This is a genomic window from Alteromonas sp. NFXS44, from assembly GCF_040148705.1.
In the GTDB taxonomy this organism is placed as follows: Bacteria; Pseudomonadota; Gammaproteobacteria; order Enterobacterales; family Alteromonadaceae; genus Alteromonas.
Window position 1 is genome coordinate 61730 of sequence record NZ_JAGDEA010000012.1, and the last position, 20165, is coordinate 81894.

Here is a 20165-nt window from a genome sequence, read left to right on the forward strand (position 1 = left end):
CTATATCAGCACAAACGTTACTGAATCATTCAGGCTGTTTACCGGAACATCACCCGCCGGACAAGCTGCCGCAACCGACAGATTTTAAAAAGGAAGAGACATGAAAACTTTAGCTGTCCTGACAATGACCGCTGCCCTCTGTGCTTCACCCGCCTTCGCAGGCATGGACTCTGAGCACTGCGATATGAACCTGCAGGGCGATGTTAACTGGCAAAAAGGCGTACTGACGCTCTTTACGGCCAACGACGAGCATGTGGTGATTAATGGTTCAGGCCAGATGACTGTAAACAACCGCTCAGTGTCACTGAGCAGCGAGCAGCAACAATGGGTGAATGACTATTACCACAACATTGAAACGGCAATTCCAATGACACTGGAAATTACCTACGACGCACTGGAACTTGCCGGCAACTCCATCAATGAAGCCTTCGGTGAACTGCTGGGAGAGGACAACGGCATCGTGACGGATTTAAATGGAATGTTTGCCGGTTTGCGTACTGAAATGGACGGCCATTTTTATGATGCTGACGGTGAAGTCCGTATGAACAGTGAGGATTTCGAAGAAGATGGCTGGATTTCAGAACGCTGGGAAAACAAATTTGAAGACCAGGTAGAAAACATCATTGCCAATTCCACCGGCCGCCTGCTGATTGCTATCGGCAAGGCCATGCTAAGCGGTGACGAAGACTTTGATAACTTTGAACAACACATGGAAAACTGGGAAGAAGATTTCGAACAGCGTGTTGAGGCAAAATCTGCGGCTATCGAAAAACGCGCTGACGCCCTGTGTGAAGTACTGAAAAAAGCCGATTACGCCGAGCTTAAAATGCAAAAACATATTCCGGGCCTCGAAAACCTGAATGTGCTGACCATCAACAGTGACTCTGATTTAAAGATGTAAAAAAACGTATCGTGCTACACTGCCGGAAACTTGTTTTCCGGCTTTTTTATGTCTGACATATCTGCAAACTCAATTCACTCCCTTAACCTCACACTGTGTGGCTGTGGGTGGCTGGGTCAGTTCCTGGTTGATGCATTGCCTGAAGCAACCATTACCGGTACAACCCGTTCACAGGAAAAGGCAGACGCGCTGCTCGAAAAAGGCGTGACCCCGGTGTTGTTCGCGCTGGGTGATGATGCCACATCACTGATAAAACAGAGTGCTGACAACGCAGTAATACTGAATATTCCGCCGGGACGAAAAAAAGCGGTGGGTGATGACTTTACCCGCGCAATGACGGCTCTGGCGACTGACTTCCTGAACGCAGGGGCAAAGAAGCTTATTTTCATCAGCACCACTTCTGTGTTCGGGAATGCTGAAGGAGAGCTGACAGTCAACGCCCCTGTAGCGCCGGCTACAGATTCAGGCAAAGTGCATTGCGACATCGAAAGGTTCTTACTGGCCGGGCAGGATCCCCGCGTTCATGTGGTTCGTCTGGCCGGACTGGTGGGAGGTTCCCGTCATCCGGCAAAATTCCTGGCCGGTAAAACGCTGGATAAAGGCGAGCAGGCGGTAAACCTGGTGCACGTGTCTGATGTGGTTAAAGCCCTGACTTGTATTCTGAAGGAAGATGACAGTACCTCAACGTTTCCCCCGTTGATGCAGCTCTGCAGTCTGGTGCATCCCCGCAGGGATGACTACTACCGTTGGGCAGCAGAGGCTCTGACGTTGCCTGCACCGCAATTCAGTGCTGAACATAATAATGCTGCTGACGGGAAGAAAATCCTCAGCAAAGACTGCTGGGAAGCACTGGGACTGACGCCGGAATACGCCAGCCCCTTTGACATGCTTTGAATCGTTAGCCGAACAGGCTGTGACCGAAATACTTCACAGCCACGGTATTGATAAATACCAGCAACAGGATAACGGGAATGAAAGTCCCCACTGACACATCAACATACTTCTCGAAGAAGCTGCCTTTGTAATTCTCTGCACCTTCATCCAACGCTTTGTTGAAGTTATGTTTCTTCCAGCGATAGATAACGAAGATACAAATTAAGAAGCCGTTCAGCGGTAGAATGGTGTCGTAAAACACGTCATACACCACATCAAAGAACGATTTCTTCGCACCGGCATAGCTGACGAACTCAGTCAGAAACGCGTTGTAACCGAACGACAGTGCACACAGCACCGCAAGCACAACCATCAAAACACCCAGTACAAACAGTGCAGGCTTCCGCCCCATGTCTTTCTCGTCCATCAGCGCTGCCACAGGCACTTCGAAAATCGAAACCAGTGAGGTGATAGCAGCAAAAAACACCTGCAGGAAGAAAATCGCAGCCACAATACTTGCGCCGGTATAGCCAATGGAGTCCTGCAAAGCGAGGAATATCTTAGGCAAGAATGTGAAAATCATACCGATTGACGATTCGCTGAGTTCGTCCGGATTGGTATTCGGATCGAATGAGAAAATTGCCGGCAAAATCATCAGGCCCGCCGTAAACGCCACAGCCGTATCAGTCAGGGCCACCAGCTTGGCAGACCCGGGCACATCAGCACGCTTATCGATATAGCTGCCGTAGGTGATCATGATCCCCATACCCAGTGACAGGGAGAAGAATGCCTGAGACAGGGCCCCGTTAATCACCGATGCATTGATTTTAGAAAAATCTGGCACCAGGTAGAACTCTACGCCTTTCATGGCGTTGTCCTGCATAAGTACGAAGCCCACCAGCAACAGCAGCATGATAAACAATGTTGGCATCAGCAGCTTGGCCGCTTTCTCGATACCTTCTTTGACACCACCCTGCAAGATCAGATAGACCACAGCCACAACACCGGCCATGTAAACAAAGATTTTTTCGCTGTTTATAAAGGTGCCGAAGGTATCCGGGTTAGCCAGAATATCTAAATCACCGGTGATGATTTCATACAGATAGCCGAATATCCACACCGTGATCACCAGATAAAACACGGCAATCATAAACGGCGTAATAATCGATAACCAGCCGGCCAGCTTCCAGTGCGTGGCGTTATTACTCAAATCCCGGTATGCACCTAAGGGGTCTTTTCTGGCATGACGGCCCACTGACATTTCTGCCAGCATTACCGGCAAACAGATAGCCACAACGAAAATGGCGTACATCAGCAAGAAAGCGCCACCGCCATTTTTTGCAGCGCCCACCGGGAACCCGACCAGGTTACCGATACCTACCGCAGACCCGGCTGCGGCTAGAATGAATCCGATGCGCGATCCGAACTGTTCTCTCGCCCCGCTCATATCATCTTTCCTCTTCACTTATTGTTATAATCGGGTGGTGATGATTTTATATTCTTCCAACGAAGATTATTGTCGTTCACACGTGCGACAACCGGATTACCCTGAGTCATTCCGGCTGTCACCTTCCCCACACTACCTGCACTTTTAGCTGTGCCTGGGCAGTTATATCGTTGTCATTTTCACGCGGATATAAGGGCGAATAGTATCAGCGTCCCTGCCGAATGTCCCGTATTTGAGCGCTGGAATGGCCTGTTCCGGCCCGGTTCAGTGTAGTGATCTCTTACCAGGGAACAGGTTTGTGCGCCCAGTCGATGAAATGCGGATTATTTTCCGGCGTCGCTTTGTCAATGAAATCAAGTAACTGTGAAGCAGTAAAGGCAGGCGTAAAGAGTTTTCCCTCAGGTACGTTGCCCTGAAATGGTTCTGACAACGCACTGTCCACTGTGCCCGGATGGTAGCTGATAAGCACCGTATTTTTACTCCGGCGGGAAAATTCTGCAGCCGCGGTTTTCAGCATCATATTCAGTGCCGCCTTTGAGGCCCGGTAGCCATACCAGCCGCCCAGCCTGTTATCACTGATACTGCCCACCCGGGCACTTAAGCATGCAATGGTACTTCTCTCTTTATCCAGCACATTCACCAGTGCTTTCAGCCAGATTGCCGGTACCACAGTATTCACCGAAAAGTATGCCAGCAGTTTATCTGCACTGATGTCTTCGATTTTCTTTTCAGGACTTACCGCCGTGCCGCATGCGTCGCCATGCAGGACCCCGGCGGTACAAATGACTGTCGAAAATACGATGCCACGTGCTTTCTGTTCAGCCGTCCATTGGTTTACTGCTTCTTCATTTGCAGATTCCAGCGTGATTGCTGTCACATTGTCGGCTTCAAAACTCTGCTGGTGTTGCCTTGCGACGGCAAAGACACGGCTTTGAGGCTCTCTGGCGGCCAGTGCTTCTGTCACTGCCCGCCCGATAGCACCACCGGCGCCAATAATCAGGTGGGTATGTGCCATATTATTTGTCCGTCCTGTAACCGCACTGGCCATCATCACAGGTCCGGCGGCGGCCGGTGAGCAAATAGGAAATGGTATAACGGTTTCTGGCGAAAAGGTTGTAGGCCATGTCGGCAACAATGCGGATCACCGGCCAGCGAAGAGGCGCGTAAAGCCAGCCCAGCCCTACAGCCTGCCAGGCTGCGTGGGTAGCGTCCAGTCCGGTAACCATTTCACCGTTATCCAGCTCTACGTGAATTCTGGCATCCAGTTGTGCTCTGTCCAGCCCGGGATAATGCTCACTAAAGGCAGGATCCTGAATATCTACCAGTTGGATCCTGTCATGCTGATCACGCTTTTTGATATGAGACATTTCAGCACAACATAATGGGCAGTAACTGTCATAAAAGATTTTCATGATTTCTCCGTTTACCGGGGCCTGAATCACCGCCGGCCCGATGTACCACTTTACCTGTATAATAGTACGCGGTTGCACATCATTCAGAGATTAAAAAAGCGTAACTTGAGGTTGAAGTCAACGACTAACGTAACCACATTACAGGAAATCTGATAACAGGAGCTTTAATAATGGCAACGACAGAAACTGCGACACTCGGCGGAGGATGCTTCTGGTGTATTGAATCGGCATTCAACAGTGTGGAAGGCGTAATAAGCGCTATTTCCGGATATGCCGGCGGACACGTTGAAAATCCTTCCTATGAGGCCGTCTGTAAAAAAGATACCGGGCATGCTGAAGTCGTGCGGGTTGAATTTGATCCGGCCAGCATTTCTTACCGTGAAATCCTCGAAATTTTCTTTGCTTTGCATAATCCCACGCAGGTTGGCCGCCAGGGGAACGACACTGGCCCGCAGTATCGCAGCGCAATCTTTTATCATTCCGAAAGCCAGCGGGATGAGGCACAGAAAATTATTCAGGAAATTAATGACGATCAGATTTGGCCGGACCCCGTCGTTACTGAGGTAACGGAAGTTAATAATTACTATCCGGCAGAAGACTACCACCAGAATTACTTCAAAAATAATCCGCAGAATCAATACTGCGCAATGGTAGTGGCACCTAAGCTGGCTAAGTTTAAAAAGACGTTTGCTGCCAGATTGCGTTAACTCTGCATCCCGGCACATTCATTTATCAGGCAGCCTTCAGGGCTGCTTTTTTTTGCACAATTTACAGATGTCTGCATGTTTTTCTTACCCGCCAGCCATTTTGCCTCTGTCGCAATCCGTTAAAAATCCTCTGCAGCCCGCTTTCTAAAAGGCGAAAAGAGAAAAACGTTACAGCCGGTACGTGGTTTGCAGCTATTAATTCACTAACTTAGAGGCTGCCCGCTCAGAGAGTCTGCAGCCGTAAACGACTAAAGCAGGAGAAATCATGAGTAAGAGTAATGTTGCTGCATTTACTGCACCGGGTATGAAAAAAGACGCTGCGAAAAAAGCTGTTGCTGTGCTTGAACAACGTCTGGTGGCACTGCTGGATTTACAGCTTACGCTGAAGCATATTCACTGGAACGTGGTTGGCCCGAATTTTATCGGTGTGCATGAAATGCTGGACCCGCAGGTCGATGCCGTGCGCGGTATGACAGATACCATTGCAGAACGGATTGCTACCCTTGGCGGAGTACCTCACGGTACGCCTAAAGCGATTGTTGAAGGTCGTTCATGGGAAGACTACAAGATTGGCAAGGCACTGGTCACTGATCACCTGGTAGCGCTGGATGCCGTGTACAACGGTGTGAATGGCGACCACCGTAACGCTATTGAAGAACTGGGAGAGCTGGATCCTGTATCTGAAGATATGATCACCGGCCAGTTGGCTGATCTGGAACAGTTCCAGTGGTTCGTAAGAGCGCACATTGAATCTGCCAGTGGTGAACTGAAAAGTTAATCAGCTTTTAACCCGTTGGACTTATTAGTCAGGGCAGTGCCGCAGGACGCGGCACTGCTTTTTTATTTGTTACTCAGTTAAACCATGCCGGATCTAACGGCAACGAAAACAGCAAAGGTGCCATTGCTTCATAACTGGCTCTGTTACTGTCACACTGAATGTTCTTCAGATAGTTTTCCTTCCAGGGATCGTTTACCAGATAAAGTGTGTTACCCAGAACCGTTAAACCTTCTATGGATGCATTGTCCATCCGCTCTTCCGTACTGCAGTTATCACCTGATGCCGGAGCGGTGAAATGTAACGGGATGCGTTTTGTTTCTTTTTCAGGATCAGTACTGAGCACCCACAATTCATTATCATTACGCGCAGAAGCCAGCAAGTAACCCTGTTCACCTTCCCCGGCATACCATGCCAGACCATTCAGAGGATGATTTCCGCTGTCAAAAACAGGTACAGCGAGTCCGGGATCCTCCACCGGAACAAAATCTGTGGTATCCCAGAAGTCGTCATTCAGGGTTAATGAAAAGATACGGGGCTGTCCCGCTGCGTCCTTTTCCAGTCCGAGATACAGGGTGTTATCTGCGCTCATCGCCAGTCCCTCAATGCCGTCGTTGGGGTAGTCCCCCACTTTCAGAGACAGCGGGAATTGCAGCGGCCTGACACCTGTCATTGTGGTGCCGAACTCATGGCGCTCAAGCCGCACCAGCAATGACGGATAATCTGTCGAACCGGTATTCTGATAACGCTGCTGGCATCTTACCGACAATGCGCCGGTGCGGGTGGCATCTTCGGTTACGGTATAGAAAACGCCTGGCTGAGCGGGGTCAGCGACCAGCGCCTCAAGATCAGGCGCATCTGCCAGATAACCTGAAAAACAACTGCGTCTGACAGTGGTGCCAATACGCATTTTTTCTTCATCACTGGTTACCGTTGCAGTTTGAGGGTCAATAAAATGCAACCTGCGCTGCATGTCTGCGCCGGCACTGGCATCAGACAAGGACACCAGTTTCCCTTCCCACGCGGTAAGGGCAGATGTTTGCGGATCGGCCATTACATTCCCGCTTTCATCTTTTATCCACGTGCCCTTAGCCTCCGGCGACGTGACTTTGGTAGCCGTGATTACTTCAACTTGCTCCGGCGCTTCGCTGCATGCACCAAGTGCAAATACCGCCACACCGGCCAGGCCAATAATTTGTTTCATTCTTTTCCTTTAACCCGTTGAAGAATTGCGAAATAATTTAAAACGTTTATGAGTATATCACTGTAAGAAACTCACCCGCGAATCTCATCAAAACACAGGAGCTTTACATCGTCATGTCATCTTTACCACTGGTAGTGGCGGGGCCGGTTCTCAGGCACACCCACTCGCAGGGCTTCACACTTTGGCTTGTTACCAGTGAACGGGTTGATGCACAACTGATATGTAATCAGCAGCAGACAGAATGCGCTCAGCATACCGTACAGGCCGGTGAACGGGCATTCGTTACTTTGCTGGAAGCCAACCTGGCTTCACCACTCACCGCCGGCAGTTTAAACGAATACGAACTGCGTTTTGCGTCTCAGTGTCAGCAAAGTCAGTGGGATAATGAAAAGCAGACCGTGTTGTTTGAAGGGCAATCAGCCCTGTCTTTTTACTGGCAACCGGCACTGACAAACGTGTTACACGGCTCCTGCCGGAAACCTCATCATGATGAAAAAGATGCGCTTACCCGTGTTCACGGATTAATTGAAGAGGAATTCAGTGGCGGAGCCTGCCGGCCTGACATGCTGCTGTTGACCGGTGATCAGGTATACAGCGACGATGTCGCCGGTCCAATGCTTCAGGCGATACAACAAGTCAGTACTGCGCTGGGACTTTTCGGTGAGCCCCTTGAAGGCGCAGTGGTGGACCACAGTGATGCACTGACCTCTCACTCACTGAATTACTATCAACGGGACGAAATACTGCCTAAGATCGCCATGAACACGGCACTGTCGAAGCTCTTTTTCGGCGCCAAGAAAAAGCCGGTGTTTACTTCAGTAAATGCAAAAAACCATTTGATTTCATTTTCAGAAATCATGGCCATGTACATCCTGGTGTGGTCACCGGCGATGTGGCGCGACATCAAATTTTCAGACAGTGACATCCCTGAGCCCTACAAAGCTCAGTTTAATCAGGAACTGACAGTGATTCAGGCTTTCGCAGCCACCTTGCCGGAAGTACGCCGTTCCCTGGCACATCTGCCTGTCTATATGATATTCGATGATCACGACGTGACCGATGACTGGAATCTGACCCGTGGATGGGAGCAGGAAGTGTATGGTCATCCCCTGTCAAAACGTATGGTGGGTAACGCACTGATGGGTTACTGGCTTTGCCAGGGCTGGGGTAACCAGCCGGATAAATTCACAGACATTATGGAAACTGCTGCCGGCGTTTTCACTCCCGCCGGCCTGAAGGAACATGATGCCTTCATTGATACACTGCTGGATTTTGAAGAATGGCACTACACCCTGGAGACGTCACCGCCGGTGTATGTGATGGATACCCGAACCCGCCGGTGGCGTTCAGAATCCAGTCTGAATAAGCCATCCGGTTTGATGGACTGGGAAGCACTTTGTGAATTCCAGCAGGCATTAATTGGAAAGGAAGCGGTGATTGTGGTGTCTGCCGCCCCCATTTACGGCGTAAAGATGATTGAAGCCATCCAGAAAGTATTTACGTTTTTTGGCAAAGCACTCACCGTAGATGCAGAAAACTGGATGGCCCACCGTGGCACGGCCAACGTCATTCTGAATATTTTCCGCCATTATAAAACGCCGCCGGAATTTATTATTTTGTCCGGCGATGTGCACTACTCTTTCGTGTATGATGTGCGCCTGCGGTTCCGCCGGAACAGCCCCCATATCACTCAGTTTACCTGCAGCGGTATTAAAAATGCGTTTCCTGAAGGACTATTGCGCTGGCTGGAAAGATTAAACCGGTGGTTTTATGGTCATAAATCGCCGCTGAACGTGTTTACACGGCGCCGGAATATGTCGGTAAGATCACGCTCTCCCGATGGCATCGACGGTAAAACCTTGTTGAACCGCTCTGCAATCGGCCAGCTTGTTTTAAACAAGAATGACACCACTGTAATTTGCAAAGCGTTGTGCAGTAACGGGGATACGGTAGAATTCCCGCCCAGGAAAGAAGAATAGAGGTAAAAGAATGAGCGATGAAGCCCTGTCCATCGGTTTGTTTTATGGTTCCACCACCTGTTATACCGAGATGGCAGCCGAAAAAATTCAGGCTCAGCTGAACAGTATTTTTGATGCGCAGGTCGTCAGCGTTTTTAATATCAAAGATACTGCGCTGCAACAGGCAGAAGCTTTCGACATTCTTATATTCGGCATCTCCACCTGGGACTTTGGTGAGCTGCAGGAAGACTGGGAGTCCAGTTGGGAAGACGTGCACAAGCTGAACCTTGCCGGTAAAACTGTTGCCCTGTTCGGACTGGGTGATCAGTTCGGCTATGCCGACTGGTTCCAGGATGCGCTGGGCATGCTGCACGAAGCCCTTGAGCCGTCAGGTTGCCGCTTTATCGGTTTCTGGCCCAATCAGGGCTATGAGTTTGCCGAATCAAAGGGACTGACGGAAGATAAGTCTCAATTCGTCGGCCTTAGCCTCGACGATGAAAATCAATTTGATCAAACCGATGAGCGCATCAACACCTGGTGCCTTCAGCTGTTAGATGAACTCGCCGGCTAACGCCTCTTCAGGCAGACTCCACCGCGAGTTCTACCGCAACGGTCCATCCCACCGCGACGGTGCGGACGTCAGCTTTAATGACATCCGCAAGTTATTTAATTTCTCTGCGATTACCATTGGTAAATGGGTCACGGCTGAAGAACAGCAGCTTGCCGCCAATTTGTTCTTCGATGCACTGTACGATCTGATCGAAATATTACAAATAAACGAACAGGTGATCTCACTGAACGGCTCATTATCGCTGGCGTTTGGCAGTGGCGGCCAGAAACACGCCAGCGCCCACTATAACAGTGCTAAGCGTCAACTGGCTCTGGCAAAGAATGCCGGTGGCGGCGCACTTGCGCACGAATGGTTTCATGCCTTCGATCACTACATTGCATCCCGTGTTTTTAGTGATCTGCCGCCGGGATCATTTGCCTCTAAAGCCTGGCTGGACAGTGCGCCAATGCGTGCCCATCCCTTAAATGATAAGCTCTGCGAGTGTTTTCAGGCTATGTTCCTGAACGATCAAAAAGCACCGAATGATTATCTTTTGCGATCAATAGAGGCTGATCGCGCGTTAAAAATGTATTACTATGCTATGCCACAAGAGATGGCGGCGCGGGCATTCGAAGCTTGTATTCAGGATCATCCCGTGAAGAATGCGTTTCTTGTGCAGGGAACAAAAAAGTCTGCTGAGGCTAGACTTGGTATTTATCCTCATGGTAATTTGCGTAAACAGCTTAATGATGCATTAATGTTGTATTTTTACCAGTTGGGTAAGGCCCTGACTAAAAAATCATCGTAATAATATAACTCACCGGTGATTTTGGCTAAAAAGCCAGCAACAAGTGTTAAGAATGGTGTCTGTTTATTACAAAATGCTACCAGTTTTGATAACAAACAGTATACTAGGGTGCTCGAACTTAAAGAGAAGAATGACTACGAGATGAAAAGAAAAAAGCATACCAGTGCCGATGACGAGGCTCAGATTGACATGACCCCCATGTTGGACATCGTGTTCATCATGTTGATCTTCTTCATTGTTACCACCTCTTTCGTGAAAGAGAAAGGTCTGGACGTAAACCGTCCTGATGACAGCCAGGCAAACAACAACAAGCCTTCTAAATCACTGTCTATCCGTATCGACGCGAATGGCGTGATTACAATGGGTGGCCGTGAAGTTGATATCCGTCGTGTTGTTGCGAACGCGCAAACGTTCCTCGCAGAAAACAACACTGACTCTGCAGCGATTCAGGCAGAAGAAAATACTGAACACGGTATCGTTGTTGAAGTAATGAACCAGGTTAAAATTGCAGGTATTGAAAAGGTATCTGTTCTGGTGAAAGAATCCTGATCATCAGTATTTCTTTTCTATCAAATTAAAAACGCGGCTTTTGCCGCGTTTTTTGCGTCAGTATTGTTCAACATACTTTCCTTTGCTGGTGTTGACCGGCCAATTAACATACAATCTTTACGTTATCTTTATTCATGCCTGAAATCATAAAAGGGAAGCATTCGGGCAAGCTTAGCGGAGCGTTTATGCGTCATTTACGTTTAAAACATCTTTTCATCGGATTGTTATTCGGCAGCCAGCTGGCCAGTGCCGCGCCTGTGTATCTGAATGAAGCTTTTGATTTCAACGCGTACATCATGGAAAACATGACAGGCACTCAGTCTGATGTAGAGGGTACGCTGGCTGTAGGTGGCGACTTAAACCTGCAGCATTATGGTATTGGTCTCGAACTGCCGGAAAATGGTCAACAAAACACCCTTACAGTGGGCGGCAACGTCACCATGCGGGATGCCCGTATTTACAATGGTGACGCCGTTGCCGGTGGCACCATTGATATCGACAGTTCTGTTGGCCTGTATGGCGTTAATGCAACGAATAATACGCACAGTTTTTATAATGACAGCTCCTTTGATTTCACCAGTATCAATCAGGATCTGCTGACCACGTCTTCGTTGTGGGGCGCTTTATCAGACAATGCTACCACCACGGTAACCGGAAACGGCTCAGACGTGTGGAGTATCAGCTTTGATGGCAACAGCGATTTTAACGTGTTCTCTATTGATGCCCCGACCCTGTCTGCAGCAAACAAAAGCATTTATCTGAACGTTGATACAGACAGCTACAACATCATCAATGTGACCGGTACAGATGTATCTTTGTTTAATACCGGTTTTTATGGCGCAGACGGTAATAAGATTGCAGATAATCAGCCCGGGGTTTACCGTCACGACGGTACGTACGCGAATAATGTGTTATTTAACTTTGTTGATGCCACATCACTGACCCTGAACGCCATCGGCTTTAAAGGCAGTATTCTGGCTCCGCTGGCAGACACCGTGTTCTATGACGGGCATATTGATGGCAATTTTATTGTGAAAAGCCTGACATCGCCTGTGGGCACGCTGACAGGCCAGATTAATAACTACCAGTTCGGTAACTTTACAGTCAGCGAGCCTGGTGGCGCGTTGTTTTTCGTCATCCTGATGGCATTTGGTCTCCGCCAGTATTTATTAAAAAGCAAAGCCTTTTAATTCCACAGACGACCCTATCAATGTTTCGCTGGTTACGCCCTTTCGCGGGGCGGCATACCAGCGAAGCTCAATACCAGCATACGTTGCCTGATACGCCACAGCATGTGAGCGGCTGACATAACCCGCCAGCGACCAGTGATTACCAAACAGATACTGACCTTCAAGCAACAACTCTCCGTTGACGCCTGACACATTGGTTGACGGTAACACCGTGACTGAATCTTCAGTTAACGGAAAGCGCGGCCCGCCATTCTGGTTGATAGAAGACCAGCCAAGACTGAAACGCCCTCTTAACTGCCACAATTTACCTTCAGCGGTCAGAAGGTCAGTGCTGACCCCGGTACTGAGGAATCCCTGCGGACTGAAATAGCCGCCATGTCCGGCCGTAAAACCACTTAAATCGTGATCATACTGCTGCCAGCCGAGATACGGTGCCACACGGAAATAGTCCAGCCAGTGTTTCTTATCACCGGATAACTCCCTGCTTACTTCAAAACGCAGGCTGTGCATGGTGTTATCCTTCACCTGCTCCCCGTCAAGCATAGCGGTTTCTGCTGACAAAGATGCTGACCACACATCGTTCAGCGCCATAACCCCCAGTCCTCGCAGACCTGTTTGCATAACACCGCCCCACGCTGCGCTACTGTCACGTAATAAGGTATCAAACCAGGTGCCGGTTTGACTGAGAACACTGTCTTTTCTGCGTTCTCTGTAAGCCAGACCTGATACTAAGAAATCAGCCTGATACCAGGTAGTCCCTAAGGCACCGGTCAGACGGGTGGAGACAGGCTGATCAAGCTGCAAGTACCCGGCCTGACCATACCAGGTCCAGTCCTGTTCCTGACGGCTTAAGGAAACATTGATGCCCTGCCCGGCCTGCTTTGCCTCACCGGCAAAGTCAGCATCAGATAAGCCAGTCCCAAACCAGCTGCCGGCATCCGGTGTCCCGCTGAACACCTGCTCGTGACGCACGCTGACATCGACACGGGTATCTTTAAAGACATCAGTGAAGCCGGTATAACCGGCATGCTCATCAAGATGACCAAGCCCCCTTTCACCGCTACGGTGACGGGCTGATAAGCCGGCATAAACCTGCAAATCGCCGGCGGTTGATTCCTTTGCCGGATTAGCATTGTAACGGTCAGCCAGGTCGAACTGTTTTCTCCCGAATGCCTGTCCGCCTTCCTGACGGCTGATAAACGTGGCAATAAAGGGGTACTTTGCTGACAGCGGCATCAGCGCTTCAGCATCGTAATCAAAACTGTGAATAACGGCAGACTGAACCTCTTCATCAGCCGGGGAATCTCCCAGCACAGACAGAAACACCTTCGAAGCAGCCGCTTTATTACCACTTTCATCCAGTGCCCAGCCGTACAGCATTGCCTGGTCACGGCTGAGAAGGTTACGATCTTTGAGGGATTCTGCAGCACGGATGCTGGCTGCATAATCTTTCGCTTCCCATGCAGCAGTTTGCTGTGAAGACAGTCCGTCACGGCACCAGGTTGTTAATTCAGTCGTGGCAGGCGTCGTGCAAGCCAGTGCAAGTGCATCTTCACTGTGTCCCTGCCCGTCGAGGCTCAATACCTCACCGTAACGGTTACCGGTTATCCTGAATAAAGATCCCGAGCGGATAAACTCACCGGCATCAAAAGCCTGCCAGGCAGCACCGTTTATCAGTGCGGGAACTTGCTGTGGCCATGCATCATAAAGCGCTTGCAACCCGTTAAAATCGTCTGCGGCCATAGCCTGAAAGCTGAGTGCATCCACAGCCGCACCAATGGCATCTTTTTTCTGTCCGGCACTGCCTTCATTGACCAGAGAGAACAGGGACATGGCTTCGTTATATTGCTGCCTGGCCATATAAATCCAACCGGTCAGTAACAAGTCCGCGTCATTGTGTTTGCTGCTAGCTATGGTTGCAGCACGGGATACTGCAACGACAGAAAGCCTCTGCCACTGCTTTTCTTTCATCGCTGCCAGCCGGCCCATAAATGCCGCATCGGGGTCTTCTTTAACGGTCTCTTTTTTTCTTTCAACGGGGACCACCGGCTTTACCGGTTTATTCAGCAAGCTGATAGCCTGCTTAAGAGACTCTTCCGGCTGCCAGTCAGGATAACGGTTTTGTAAACGCTGATATTCAGCGTTCGCCAGCGTCACTTGCTTATGTTTAATGTGATACCACACGCCGGTGAGATCCGGCGCTTCAGCCGCTTGAAGAGGCGCATTCAGGCCCAGAGTCGTCAGTACTGCTACGGTTAAAAGTGACAACTGCTTAACGGCCATGCCGGTTTCCTTCTTGTATTGCCAGACGGCTAAGCATAATGAGACTTGCTGAATAGTAATCAAGCTCACCGTTAAGGGTAAATACACCGGCGGCGTTATCCCCCTTCACCGGCTCACCATAAAGCTGTGCCGTCGCGGCACTTGCCGCTTTCATGCCCGGCGTCAGGGGATATTCAGCCACCGCACCGGTAAGTAAGTTTTTAGTTGCCGGTGCAGCGGTATCTGCCCAGTAATCCAGAAAAGGCTTCGCTACCTGCTTATCAATATTTTGCCAGCCAAGTTGCAAAGGAATACGACAGGCATTGAACCCGAACTCAGGGTTTACTACACCTTCAAGACTGATGCCATCGTCTGTCACTCTTAACCAGTCCGGGGTTAATGACCATTGGTTATTACTCTGCTGTATAAGTGAAATGCCCGATACGGCCAGATCGTCCCAGGTTTCATCGCCGGTAGCATCAGCGGCAGCATTCAGCGCAGGAAATACCCAGTAGGATAAATTCACCTGCACATCGCCGTTGGGGTAAACAAAACCATTTTCCCCCGGCAGCAACAGCACGTAAGGATGCTTAGCCACGACCATAGTGGCCCTTACAGCCTCCAGAATCGCCATGGCTGATTTGCGGTACACAGGTTCCTGCCATTTATCTGCCGCTTTAATTAACGCCCAGGCGATAAGTATATCCCCGTCCGAGGCGTTATTGGGATCATCCACACAGGTTCTGTCCTGTTGAGGACACGGCGTGTACCGCCAGCTGAACAGCTTATCGGCCCGCTGTAAGGTAGTGGCTGTCCACTGCCATAATTCGTCAAACCGTGCCTTGTCGTCAGCCGCCACAGCGAACAACATACCGTACCCCTGCCCTTCACTGTGGGACACATTATTGTTACCGGTGTCGACAATACGACCCTGGTCGTAAAATCTGGCCGCGTAGGTGTCCCAGGCGAGGGCGAACTCACTTTTGCGTGCAGGAGAGCAAGCAGTCATCAGCACCGCCACAGAAATAAAAACAAAGCCAAACCGTCTCATCACCATTGGTCCTGCATCTTGTTATTCCGGCGGCGTAACAACCAGTAAGCAATGAATGAACAGAACAGGACCAGCACAATAAACGCAATTAGCCAGTACCAGGGATGGTTCGACAGCCACATGCGGGTTTGCAGCCAGCTATCTTCAAATTTTCCGACCACGTAAACATCGGCAACCTGCATCACCAGCGCCGGCTGCTCAGGGTTTTCCCAGGCAAAGAAGTCTCCCCCCAGTTGCCCCCAGATGGAAGGTGAAATCAGATCCTGCACACGGTCATTGAGTTGTAAGGGGGTATCAGCGGCCATCATAAATATTGTGCCGGTACCGTCACTCTGCGGATTCTTTTGAGCAATCAGGACTGCCAGATCGCCCAGCCCGCTTTGCTGCACCGTCACACCGTGCATAATCAGATTCTTATGCTGTTTGTCTTCTGCCGCTTCCCGCAGACGGTTGTGCAGCATGTTTTGCAGGCGGTAGGGCCACTTTTTGGCACTCTCCAGCGACGCGCCGAACGCAGTGGCATACCCCTGCGGTACAGAGTCCGGTGTGGTCATCAAAAATGCGGTATCGGTTGTCGTGCCGGGCACGCCTTCAATAACGTGAATATCGGGAAGCAGCGTACCTGCTGTCTGCGCCAGTTTACCGGCCAGTGTCAGTGCACCACCGGTCATGTCCGGCCGGGTCACGTAAATATCAGCAGACTTGCGCACAACAGATGCCATGGGGTAAGCGGTTTCCCCAAACAATCGCAGATCAGGCTGCCTCGCCACATGTCCCGCTTCCGGCAGCTCTATTCGGCTGTCAGGTAACAACTGGAAGTAAAGATGACGCCCTGCCACATCATCACACACCACATCCGTAATAGGTGCACGCATCGCCACGTCGAAATCGAGACGGTTGCGGCCTCCTTTCAGGTGCCTTGCAGGCACATTTAACTGATACTTGCGGAAGGAATCACCATTGGGATTTGATAACGGCAATCCATGCACCAGTTTGCCGTTTATCAGTACATTCATCATTGAACCCTGACCAAACTCAGCACCGTAGGCAAAATCCAGCAACAAGGTTACCGTGGCATTTTCAGGCACATAGAAATCCGCCGGTAAATTGAATTCAACTCGCTTGGTAGTAGCAGTTTCTCCGCGGTATTCCGCACCACCGTCGCCCATATCCTGAAAAGAGTAACTTTCCCCGGGTGTCAGGGTGTCGGCCTCCAGCGGTACCTGATTGCTGGCAGTCTGGAAGCCGTCAATAAGAATAAAGGGATCCGGATTCAGTGCATCATCCATCAGAGCCAGTGTGGTTGCAGCACGCTGCACCTGCCCCTCATTTGTACCGGACACAATCAGGCGCTGCCGCGCCGGCACCAGCACCTTGTCATCCACCACAATGGCTGGTGTGGACTCGATACCTAAATATGCATCTCCGATTTGATTGAAGGTTTGCTCAGATAAAAACGGACGCAAAGAAGACGCCGTTCCCACTACCACATGTAAGGCTTCCATCAACCTGTTATCAAGATAAAAACTGCTGATGCGATAGCGTTCCGCCTGTTCATCACTCCACGGGGTCAGATCATCTCTGGCCGGCAGCGCACGGGTATTGTCCAGCTCGCCATGGCGGATTGCCAGATTTTGGTAATCTGCACGTAGCGCCAGCGCCTGAGCGACCAGTGGCAATGCAGTGGTGAGAGTAGATTGTTCAGCTCCGGACGCAGTAAACAATGTGACGCCCTGTTGCCGGCCGATACCGGGATTAAACCGGTTCTTTAAATCAGCCAGCACGGCCGGGCCATTAACTGCCGATGTTTCTACAGACAGCACCGAACGGTATAAATCGATTTCACTCCACAATTCCGGCGCGGCGTTATCAACACACTGATTGGCATAATGCTGACTCACAGCAAACGTCAGGGTATTGAATCCTTCACGCCAGAGTTCAGCAGGAATATCAATTTCCGGACGGAAATTCGGCGCATTAGGATCCAGCGCAATCTGACTGATGGTGGCATTGTTAAACCGGACTGCCAGAACCGAACGCTGCCGGATGAGAGCGATAGAATTCACCGCCCGCATGTCCAGTGTGGCTTTCTCCACCTTCAAACCACCGGACAATGGCACAGATAATTCAAATTCTGCCACTGCCCCTTCCATTCTCAATGTACTGTCACCTGCATACAAATCAGACAGTCGCACTTTGTGGGTTTCTGCTGCTATTGCCTGACTTAGCAGACTCAGGCCAAATAACAGGACGAAAACCATTTTTTTCATTATGTGCTTCCTTTAGCTGTGCGCATCTTTTGCCAGTAGCGGCGGCTGTTCAGATACAAATGCTGAAATGCCGGTCTGACACTTACCCTCAGTACATGTTTAACGCCGAACCAGTAGGACACCGGGCGGGTTCTGCGACGCTGGAAACTCTGCCAGCGCCGGCTGTCACCCAGAACAAAACGGACGATCTGGTCAATATTACCTTCGTCCTGAACAAACTGAAATCGTACAAATTTATTGTCAGGAGATACAGACAGCACCTGACACGGCAGGCGGACCTTGCCTAAGTCACCTTCTCTGTCTGTGATCAGCGTCACTTTCTCCGGCAATCCGGCAGTGTCGCCGCTCAGCCTGAGCTTTGCGCCCCCCATAGACAAATCAATCAGGTGACCGGTCCAGGCATTCCCATCAGAGCCGATAAGGCTGATGTAATCATTGGCCGGCAAGCGGGCCTGTTCCCGCACTTGCTTACGCTCTACCAGCACACCCATTACACTGACAAGCAACAACAGATTAAATGCGTTCCAACCCAACACCACGGCGGTGAGTTCACGGGTAAGGGGTTCATTCACCATTTTCACCACACCGGCTACCATGGCAACGCCCACCAGCAACAGCAATGCATAAAATACACCGGAAAGAGGCGAAATAAAGGTTTGAGTCAGGTTCTCCCCTTTCGGGGTCACTACAAACGATGGCGCTCGGGGATTCCTGAACACTTTAGTAAGCGCCCTGAGAGTGAAGATACACTGCAGGATCTCATAAAGCTCTGATACCAGCGGCCATCGGGTTTTACCGAATAACATGGTGGAAAGCATGTAAGTCGCAATAACGTGGGGCATGGTGTAAGCCATGATCTCAGTCATAGAGGCGTGGTAAACCTGCATGCCGAAAACCAGATAGGCCAGCGGCATTAAAAGAAAAATAATACGTGCGAAGGGAAACAGCCAGAACAGAATTGAACTCATATAGCCCATACGCTGATGCCAGCTCAGCTTCTTTTCCATAAACGGCTTTTTCAGCAACAGGATCTGTGTCATGCCCTGCGCCCAGCGCATACGCTGCGTCACAAAAGCGTCGAAAGTCTCCGGCGCCAGACCGCTGACCATCGGGCGGTCTACATAAACGGACTCGTAACCCATAGCGTGCAAATCGAAGGCGGTCTCAGCATCCTCTGTGATCGACTCTCCGGACAGCCCTCCGACCATTTCAAGATGACTACGCCGGAGTACCGCCGCAGAGCCGCAGAAGAAGGAGGCTGACCAGAAATCCAGCCCCCGCTGAATGGTGCCGTAAAACATGTCGTTTTCTGAAGGCATTCTGCTGAATGCAGAGAAATAGTTCCGCTCCACCGGGTCGGGGTTCGCCATAAAGTGTGGCGTTTGTACCAGAAAAACTTTTTCGTTTTCCACCAACCAGGGCACGGTATGATCAAGAAAATCCATGGTCGGCACATGATCAGCATCCAGCACAACGATGAGTTCACCATTGGTTTCCAGCAGAGCATCGTTGATGTTCCCGGCTTTAGCATGATGATTCAGTTTGCGGGCATGATAATGTACGCCAAGCCGTTCACACATGGCCGACAGTTCAGCTTTGCGTGCCCCGGCGCGGTTTGCCGCTGCGACATCCTGCTGCGTGATTTTCTGCTCTGTACTGCCATCGTCAAGCAGATGCACAGCCAGTTTTTCCTGCGGATACTTCAACATCAGCGCCGCGCGCAGGGTCACTTCCAACAGTTCCGCAGGCTCATTGTAAGTGGGGATAAGCACATCAACGGTGGGTAACTTTTCTTCAGGAATATTGCGGATGGTTTTGAGAGGACGGCTCAATGGCAACGAATTCACAATACATCCCATTACATGGGTAATGCCGGCGTAAATTTCAGCCAGATAGAGCAACCATACAGCCACCAGCGACAAAACGTCTGTTGCCGTAAGGGTATACAGCCCGCGCCAGATCAGGTACCGGACAGTAAGCGCCAGGCCGAGGAAAATAGCCACCATGCGAAAAAACTGCTGATACTTGTGATAGGCCCGTGACTCCTGGGAACAGAGGTGCACGGCAATAAGGAGTACGGCGGAAACCAGTAACTGAGACCAGGCATCCATAGGCACCAGTAACAGCAAACCCAGCAGGCTTAAACCGGCAATAAAAACAATCACCAGCCCCCCGGAACGGGGACCGGAAACAGAATTTGAAAACAAA

Annotated in this window: 17 protein-coding genes; 9 read left to right on the top strand and 8 right to left on the bottom strand. The window is 50.4% G+C overall.

The window, feature by feature from the left end:
- The first annotated feature begins 100 nt into the window (after window positions 1–100).
- A complete protein-coding gene (locus tag J3369_RS17445) occupies window positions 101–901 on the top strand; it encodes a DUF2884 family protein (RefSeq protein WP_349589329.1) in 801 nt (266 codons plus the stop codon).
- A 48-nt stretch (window positions 902–949) separates the two neighbouring features.
- Window positions 950–1795, top strand: coding sequence for an NAD-dependent epimerase/dehydratase family protein (locus J3369_RS17450; protein ID WP_349589332.1), 846 nt, complete (start codon window positions 950–952; stop codon window positions 1793–1795).
- 4 nt (window positions 1796–1799) lie between these two features.
- Here J3369_RS17450 and J3369_RS17455 read toward each other — a convergent pair whose 3' ends face one another.
- The 3 genes from J3369_RS17455 to J3369_RS17465 all read right to left on the bottom strand — a co-directional run bounded on the left by J3369_RS17455 (window position 1800) and on the right by J3369_RS17465 (window position 4633).
- Entirely contained in the window at window positions 1800–3221 is a 1422-nt protein-coding gene (locus tag J3369_RS17455) for a sodium-dependent transporter (protein WP_303574870.1), read from the bottom strand.
- Window positions 3222–3501: 280 nt separating this feature from the next.
- Complete coding sequence (locus tag J3369_RS17460; protein WP_303574871.1) at window positions 3502–4236, bottom strand: SDR family NAD(P)-dependent oxidoreductase; 735 nt, start codon at window positions 4234–4236, stop codon at window positions 3502–3504.
- Window position 4237: 1 nt separating this feature from the next.
- Window positions 4238–4633: a thiol-disulfide oxidoreductase DCC family protein gene (locus J3369_RS17465; protein ID WP_349589335.1), complete on the bottom strand. Its 396-nt coding sequence runs from the start codon at window positions 4631–4633 to the stop codon at window positions 4238–4240.
- A 170-nt stretch (window positions 4634–4803) separates the two neighbouring features.
- On the opposite strand from J3369_RS17465, the gene msrA reads away from it, so the two are divergent.
- Window positions 4804–5340 carry a peptide-methionine (S)-S-oxide reductase MsrA gene (gene msrA, locus J3369_RS17470; protein WP_349589338.1) on the top strand — a complete coding sequence of 179 codons (537 nt, stop codon included), beginning with the start codon at window positions 4804–4806 and terminating at the stop codon, window positions 5338–5340.
- 265 nt (window positions 5341–5605) lie between these two features.
- Window positions 5606–6118, top strand: a complete 513-nt coding sequence (gene dps / locus J3369_RS17475) for a DNA starvation/stationary phase protection protein Dps (protein WP_349589341.1) — start codon at window positions 5606–5608, stop codon at window positions 6116–6118.
- A 73-nt stretch (window positions 6119–6191) separates the two neighbouring features.
- On the opposite strand, the gene J3369_RS17480 is transcribed toward dps, so the two are convergent.
- Window positions 6192–7319 carry a hypothetical protein gene (locus J3369_RS17480; protein WP_349589344.1) on the bottom strand — a complete coding sequence of 376 codons (1128 nt, stop codon included), beginning with the start codon at window positions 7317–7319 and terminating at the stop codon, window positions 6192–6194.
- Window positions 7320–7432: 113 nt separating this feature from the next.
- Between J3369_RS17480 and J3369_RS17485 the strand changes: the two genes are divergently transcribed.
- From J3369_RS17485 to J3369_RS17505, 5 genes are all read left to right on the top strand, one after another.
- The gene (locus J3369_RS17485; protein ID WP_349589346.1) at window positions 7433–9298 is read left to right on the top strand and encodes a metallophosphoesterase family protein; all 1866 of its coding nucleotides are present in this window, start codon (window positions 7433–7435) and stop codon (window positions 9296–9298) included.
- A 10-nt stretch (window positions 9299–9308) separates the two neighbouring features.
- Window positions 9309–9848, top strand: a complete 540-nt coding sequence (gene fldB, locus J3369_RS17490) for a flavodoxin FldB (protein WP_119502549.1) — start codon at window positions 9309–9311, stop codon at window positions 9846–9848.
- Window positions 9832–10635 carry a CLCA_X family protein gene (locus J3369_RS17495; protein ID WP_349589349.1) on the top strand — a complete coding sequence of 268 codons (804 nt, stop codon included), beginning with the start codon at window positions 9832–9834 and terminating at the stop codon, window positions 10633–10635. Before fldB ends, J3369_RS17495 begins: the two co-directional genes overlap by 17 nt.
- A gap of 141 nt (window positions 10636–10776) precedes the next feature.
- Window positions 10777–11184: an ExbD/TolR family protein gene (locus J3369_RS17500; RefSeq protein WP_119503483.1), complete on the top strand. Its 408-nt coding sequence runs from the start codon at window positions 10777–10779 to the stop codon at window positions 11182–11184.
- A 185-nt stretch (window positions 11185–11369) separates the two neighbouring features.
- Window positions 11370–12374, top strand: coding sequence for a choice-of-anchor A family protein (locus J3369_RS17505; RefSeq protein WP_349589352.1), 1005 nt, complete (start codon window positions 11370–11372; stop codon window positions 12372–12374).
- On the opposite strand, the gene J3369_RS17510 is transcribed toward J3369_RS17505, so the two are convergent.
- The 4 genes from J3369_RS17510 to bcsA are packed head-to-tail and all read right to left on the bottom strand — an operon-like array spanning window position 12354 to window position 20164.
- On the bottom strand, window positions 12354–14657 hold the full coding sequence (locus tag J3369_RS17510) for a cellulose synthase subunit BcsC-related outer membrane protein (protein ID WP_349589355.1): 2304 nt from the start codon (window positions 14655–14657) through the stop codon (window positions 12354–12356). The genes J3369_RS17505 and J3369_RS17510 overlap by 21 nt on opposite strands.
- A complete protein-coding gene (locus J3369_RS17515; protein ID WP_349589358.1) occupies window positions 14647–15687 on the bottom strand; it encodes a family 8 glycosyl hydrolase in 1041 nt (346 codons plus the stop codon). The genes J3369_RS17510 and J3369_RS17515 overlap by 11 nt, the downstream gene beginning before the upstream one ends.
- The gene (locus J3369_RS17520) at window positions 15687–17957 is read right to left on the bottom strand and encodes a cellulose biosynthesis cyclic di-GMP-binding regulatory protein BcsB (protein WP_349589361.1); all 2271 of its coding nucleotides are present in this window, start codon (window positions 17955–17957) and stop codon (window positions 15687–15689) included. The genes J3369_RS17515 and J3369_RS17520 overlap by 1 nt, the downstream gene beginning before the upstream one ends.
- Window positions 17957–20164 (bottom strand): UDP-forming cellulose synthase catalytic subunit, encoded by a 2208-nt coding sequence (gene bcsA, locus J3369_RS17525; RefSeq protein WP_349589364.1) that lies wholly within the window; start codon window positions 20162–20164, stop codon window positions 17957–17959. Before bcsA ends, J3369_RS17520 begins: the two co-directional genes overlap by 1 nt.
- Window position 20165 lies beyond the last annotated feature (1 nt).